Source organism: Streptomyces sp. GC420, assembly GCF_009916105.1.
Lineage (GTDB): Bacteria > Actinomycetota > Actinomycetes > Streptomycetales > Streptomycetaceae > Streptomyces.
Window position 1 is genome coordinate 1 of record NZ_JAAAXQ010000448.1, and the last position, 5,618, is coordinate 5,618.

The 5,618-nt window shown below is 71.1% G+C and carries 3 protein-coding genes; 1 reads left to right on the top strand and 2 read right to left on the bottom strand.

What is annotated here, in order from left to right; genetic code table 11:
* Positions 1-31 precede the first annotated feature (31 nt).
* Together GUY61_RS33640 and GUY61_RS33645 are read right to left on the bottom strand one after the other, a co-directional pair.
* On the bottom strand, positions 32-2,611 hold the full coding sequence (locus GUY61_RS33640; RefSeq protein WP_166634112.1) for an ABC transporter permease: 2,580 nt from the start codon (positions 2,609-2,611) through the stop codon (positions 32-34).
* Positions 2,608-3,396, bottom strand: a complete 789-nt coding sequence (locus GUY61_RS33645; RefSeq protein ID WP_166634113.1) for an ABC transporter ATP-binding protein — start codon at positions 3,394-3,396, stop codon at positions 2,608-2,610. The genes GUY61_RS33640 and GUY61_RS33645 overlap by 4 nt, the downstream gene beginning before the upstream one ends.
* 606 nt (positions 3,397-4,002) lie before the next feature.
* Between GUY61_RS33645 and GUY61_RS33650 the strand changes: the two genes are divergently transcribed.
* Complete coding sequence (locus tag GUY61_RS33650; RefSeq protein WP_166634114.1) at positions 4,003-5,454, top strand: MDR family MFS transporter; 1,452 nt, start codon at positions 4,003-4,005, stop codon at positions 5,452-5,454.
* The last annotated feature ends 164 nt before the right edge of the window (positions 5,455-5,618 follow it).

Sequence of the window (5,618 nt, forward strand, 5' to 3'; positions counted from 1 at the left end):
GGGGCCCTCCCCCGTTCCCCGCCCGCCGTGGCTATTCGGTCGCGATGGCGTTCAGGACGTTCATCCGGCCCGCCCGGAAGGCCGGGACCAGGGCGGCGAAGAGGCCCACGAACGCGGAGCCGGCGAAGACCCCCAGGATCGTCGGCCAGGGGATGTCCAGGACCCCCAGGCCCTCCAGCTCGAGCAGCTGCTGGGCGGTGGCTCCCCAGCCCATGCCCAGACCGAGGCCGAGGAGGGCTCCGAAGAGGGCGATGACGACCGACTCCAGGCGGATCATGCGGCGCAGCTGGCGGCGGGAGAGGCCGATGGCACGCATCAGGCCGATCTCGCGGGTCCGCTCGACGACCGAGAGGGCGAGGGTGTTCACGACACCGAGGACGGCCACGATGATCGCCAGGGCCAGCAGGCCGTAGATCATGTTGAGGAGCTGGCCGATCTGGTCCTTCAGCGCCTCCTTGTAGTCGGTCTGGTCGCGGACGGTGTACTGCGGGTAGTCGTCCAGGGCCGCCTTCAGCGAGGCGTACGCAGCGTCCTCCTGACCGTCCTTCGCGGTGCCGAAGAGCAGCATGTCCAGGGGCATCCTCTCGGCCGGCACGTACTTCGCGACCGTGTCGATCGAGGCGTACATCGCGCCCTTGTCGATGACGACGTCGTCGCTGGTGATGGCACGGACCGTGAGGGTGGCCGTGGAGCCGTCCGCGAAGTCCGCCTTCACCTTGGAGCCGATGCGGAGGCCGTGCTCCTGGGCGTAGCCCTCGAAGACGGACATCGAGTCGGGGCGGTAGGCGTCGGAGAGGTCACCGGCGACCGTCTCCACCCGCAGGTCCTGGGCGTACGTCGGGTCGGCGGCGTTGATGGTCCCGCCCTTGGCGGTCTTCCCGTCAGGGGTGGTGAGCGCGGCGTCGAGCAGCTTGTACTCGGTGACCCGCTCCAGGCCCTCGGCCTTCTTGGCGGCCTCGACGGCCTGCGGGGTGATCAGCTGGCCGCTGTCGGACTGGACGATGAAGTCGGTGCCGACCGACTTGTCGAGCTCGCTCGTCGCGGAAGCCACCATCGAGGAGCCGACGACGGACAGGCAGGCCACGAGCGCGAGACCGATCATCAGTGCGGCGCCGGTGGCGCCGGTGCGGCGGGGGTTGCGCAGCGCGTTGCGCTCGGCGAGCCGGCCGACCGGGCCGAAGATCCGCAGCAGTACGGCGCTGAGGGCACGGACCAGTCCGCCCGCGAGCAGCGGGCCGACGACGACGAAGCCGATCAGGGTGAGGACGATGCCCATGCCCAGCCACAGCGAGCCCTCGGTGGCCTTGTCCGCGGTCGCGGCGAGGTAGAGGCCGCCCACCCCGGCGGCGGTGAGGACGAGCCCGATGGCGGCCCTGATCCGGCCGGCCCTGGCGTCCGCGGGCGCCCCGGCGTCGCGCAGAGCGGCCATCGGGGAGATCCGGCCGGCGCGGCGGGCGGGCAGGTAGGCGGCCAGCACGGTGACGACGACACCGAGGACCAGGCCGATGACCGGGGTGCTCCAGACGACGGTCAGGTCGTCGGTGGACAGCTTCATGCCCATGGAGCCCATGAGCTCCATCAGGCCGATGGCGACACCGATGCCCGCGCCGATGCCGAGCACCGAGCCCACGACGCCCAGGAGCAGCGCCTCGGTCAGCACCGAGCGGTTGACCTGCCTGCGGCTCGATCCGATGGCCCGCATCAGCCCGATCTCGCGGGTGCGCTGCGCGACCAGCATGGAGAAGGTGTTGATGATCAGGAAGATGCCGACGAGGAGCGCGACCCCGGCGAAGCCGAGCATCGCGTACTTCATGACGGACATGAACTCCTGCACGTCGGCGGAGTTGGCGTCGGAGACCTCCTTGGCCGTCTGGATCTGGTAGCCGCCTCCGAGCTCGGCGGCGATGTCCTTCTTCAGCTGTGCGTCGCTGACGCCGGAGGCGGCGGTGACGTTGACGTTGGTGTAGACGCCCTTCTCCCCGACCAGGGCCTGCTGGGCGGTCGTGGTGTCGAGGTAGAAGATCGCGGCGCCCGGGTTGGTGACGGTGAAGTCGGCGATCCCGGAGACCTTCGCGCGGTGGGTGCCGACCGCGGTGATGACGCCGATCTCGTCGCCGAGTTCCAGACCGTGCTTGTCCGCGGTGTCGGCGTCCACCATGATCTGGCCGCCGCCGGTCGGCGCCGCACCCGTGGTGATCTTCATGGTGCGGGCGTCGTTGTCGTTCCAGTTGCCGACGATCGTCGGGGCGCCGCTGGTCGGGGACAGGCTGTCCTTGTCGGCGTCGACGACGGTCACCGAGGTCGAGAAGACCGTGCCCTCGGCGGACTTCACACCGTCCACCCTCTTCACCTCGTCGAGGACGGAGGCGGGCATGACGGGCGGCTTGCCGTTTGCGGCCCGGGTCTCGCCGGTGTCCGAGGCGTCCTCGGCGCTGACCGTCACGTCGGAGGCGGTGGCGGCGAAGAGCTTGTCGAAGGTGGTGGTCATGGTGTCGGTGAAGACCAGCGTCCCGCAGACGAACGCCACCGACAGCAGGACCGCGACGGCGGACAGCGCCATGCGTCCCTTGTGCGCGAAGAAGTTGCGCATCGAGGTCTTGAACATGGTCATGACGTACGTCCCCGGGCGTCGAAGTCCTTCATGCGGTCCAGCACCTGCTCGGCGGTCGGGTTGAACATCTCGTCGACGATCCGGCCGTCGGCGAGGTAGAGGACACGGTCCGCGTAGGAGGCGGCGACCGGGTCGTGGGTGACCATGACGATGGTCTGGCCGAGCTCGTCCACCGAGCGGCGCAGGAAGCCGAGCACCTCGGCGCCGGCCCGCGAGTCCAGGTTTCCGGTCGGCTCGTCCCCGAAGATGATCTCGGGCGCGGCGGCCAGGGCGCGTGCCACGGCGACCCGCTGCTGCTGGCCGCCGGAGAGCTGGGCGGGCCGGTGCTTCAGCCGCCCGGCCAGGCCGACGGTCTCCACGACGCGGTTCAGCCACTGGGCGTCCGGCTTGCGGCCGGCGATGTCCATCGGCAGCGTGATGTTCTCCAGCGCGTTCAGCGTGGGCAGCAGGTTGAACGCCTGGAAGATGAAGCCGATCCGGTCCCGGCGCAGCTGGGTGAGCTTCTTGTCCTTGAGCTTGGTGATCTCGGTCGCGTCGATGAAGATCTGGCCCTCGGTGACGGTGTCGAGACCGGCGAGGCAGTGCATCAGCGTCGACTTGCCGGAGCCCGACGGGCCCATGATCGCGGTGAACTGCCCGCGCATGATGTCCACGTCGACGCGGTCCAGGGCGACGACGCGGGTCTCCCCCGACCCGTACGCCTTGACGACCTGGCGCGCCCGTGCCGCCACGGCCGTTCGCTCTCCAGTGCCCCCGTGCCTGGGTGTGGTCACAGCCGTTGTCACGGTAAGTCTCCTTTTTCGTTCGCTCGTTGGCGAGGTGCCGCCGTCGTGAGGCGGCGTGCGTGCATCCGTCCTGGGTACGGATCGAGTCTGGTGCGCGGGGGCGGTGAGCGCGCTGGTGCATGTCTCCGTATCCGCCCTGGGGCTAGCCCCACCCCCCTCGGTGCCGCGCGGTGTAAAGCCAGGCTAAGAACCCGCACCCCGCCTTCTCGTCGTCCGCAGGGACCACCCGTCCCTGGTCCGGAGTACGGAGACACCCCTAGGGGACGTCCGCCCACGGGCGGAGCACCCGGGTGGAAATCTGCACCCTCCCGCAACGGGAGGGTCAAGTGAGAAGGTGTCCGACGGCGATAGGTGCATGGGGAAGGAATCTGCGTGAACGGCGAGGAAGGAACAGCCGAGGCCCCGGCCGGGGCCGAGCGGCCGGGCTCGGCGGCGGCCGGCACGGGGAGGCCGGCGCACGGCCTCCCGGCCCGGGCTGGAGGACCGGCGGCGGGAGACCCGGCCCCGGCGGGAGGACCGGCCCGGGAGGCCGTTTCCGGTGGGGGGAGTCCGGGCGAGGTCCCCGGCCGGGATCCGCGGGGCAGGCGACGGGTCGCTGCCGCGCTCATGCTGGGGATGGCGCTGGCCGCGCTCGACGGGACGATCGTGTCGACCGCGGTGCCGCAGATCGTCGGGGACCTGGGCGGGTTCTCCGTGTTCTCCTGGCTGTTCGCCGGGTACCTGCTGGCCGTCACGGTCACCCTCCCGGTGTACGGGAAGCTGTCCGACACCTACGGGCGCAAGCCGGTGCTGATCACCGGCATCGCCCTCTTCCTGCTGGGCTCCCTGCTGTGCGCCGCCGCCTGGAACATGGCCGCGCTGATCGCCTTCCGCGTCGTGCAGGGTCTCGGCGGGGGCGCCATCCAGGGCACCGTGCAGACGATCGCCGCCGATCTCTACCCCCTGAAGGAGCGTCCGAAGATCCAGGCGCGGCTGTCGACGGTGTGGGCCGTGTCGGCCGTCGCCGGACCGGGCGTCGGCGGGCTGCTCGTCGCGTACGCCGACTGGCGGTGGATCTTCCTCCTCAACCTGCCCGTGGGTGCCTTCGCCCTCTGGCTGCTGATGCGGCACCTGCACGAGCCGGGTCGCGGAAGCGCCGCGCCGGGCCGTGTGGACTGGCCGGGCGCACTGGCCGTCTTCGCCACCGGCGCGCTGCTGATCACCGCCCTCGTCCAGGGCGGCATCGCCTGGGCCTGGCTGTCCGCGCCCTCCCTCGCGCTGTTCGCGGCCGCGGCGCTCGGCGTCGCCCTCGTCGTCCTGGTGGAGCGCCGCGCCGCCGACCCCCTGATACCGGGCTGGGTGTGGCGCCGCCGGCCCATCGCCGCCGTCAACCTCGCGCTCGGCGCGCTCGGCCTGCTGATGATCGCCCCGTCCGTGTTCCTGCCGACCTATGCGCAGTCCGTGCTCGGCCTCGGCCCGGTCGCCGCCGGTTTCGTGCTGTCGGTGCTGATGCTGAGCTGGCCGGTGACCGCCGCCCTGAGCAACCACGTCTATACGCGGATCGGCTTCCGCGACACCTCCGTGCTCGGCATCGGCGCGGCCGCCCTGTGCCTGTTCGCGTTCCCGCTGCTGCCCTATCCCGGCGAGGCCTGGCAGCCCGCCCTGATCATGCTGCTGCTGGGCGCCTCGCTCGGCTTCTTCCAGCTGCCGCTGATCGTCGGGGTGCAGTCCACGGTCGGCTGGTCGGAGCGCGGCACCACGACCGCCTCCGTGCTGTTCTGCCGGCAGGTCGGGCAGAGCGTGGGCGCCGCGCTGTTCGGCGCGGTCGCCAACGCGACGCTCGCCGCCCGGTTGACGGGTTCGGCGGCGCTGCCGAACGGCCTCGACTCGGTGCCGGAGGCACTCGAGGACCCGGGCACGGACGCCGATCTCCTGCGGCGGGCCGTCGACGCGGCCGTCGACCATGTGTACACAGGGGCCGCGATGGCCGCCGTACTCGCCCTGCTGGTCCTGCTGTTCGTGGCGCCCCGGCGCTTCCCCGTCATCGCGGAAGAGCCACCACTCCACCCGATCGAGTGACTTACTGCCAGTAACAAGCTGGCGGGTGCAACGATTTCGTACCAGCCCCTACGCAGCCGCTCTACCCACGAGTAGCGTCGCCGGTCACCTCCCTGCGGTCCGTACCGCGCAAGAGCCGTCGCCCCAGGCGTGCAGAGAGAGGTCCGCCCGCCATGCCCCCGTAC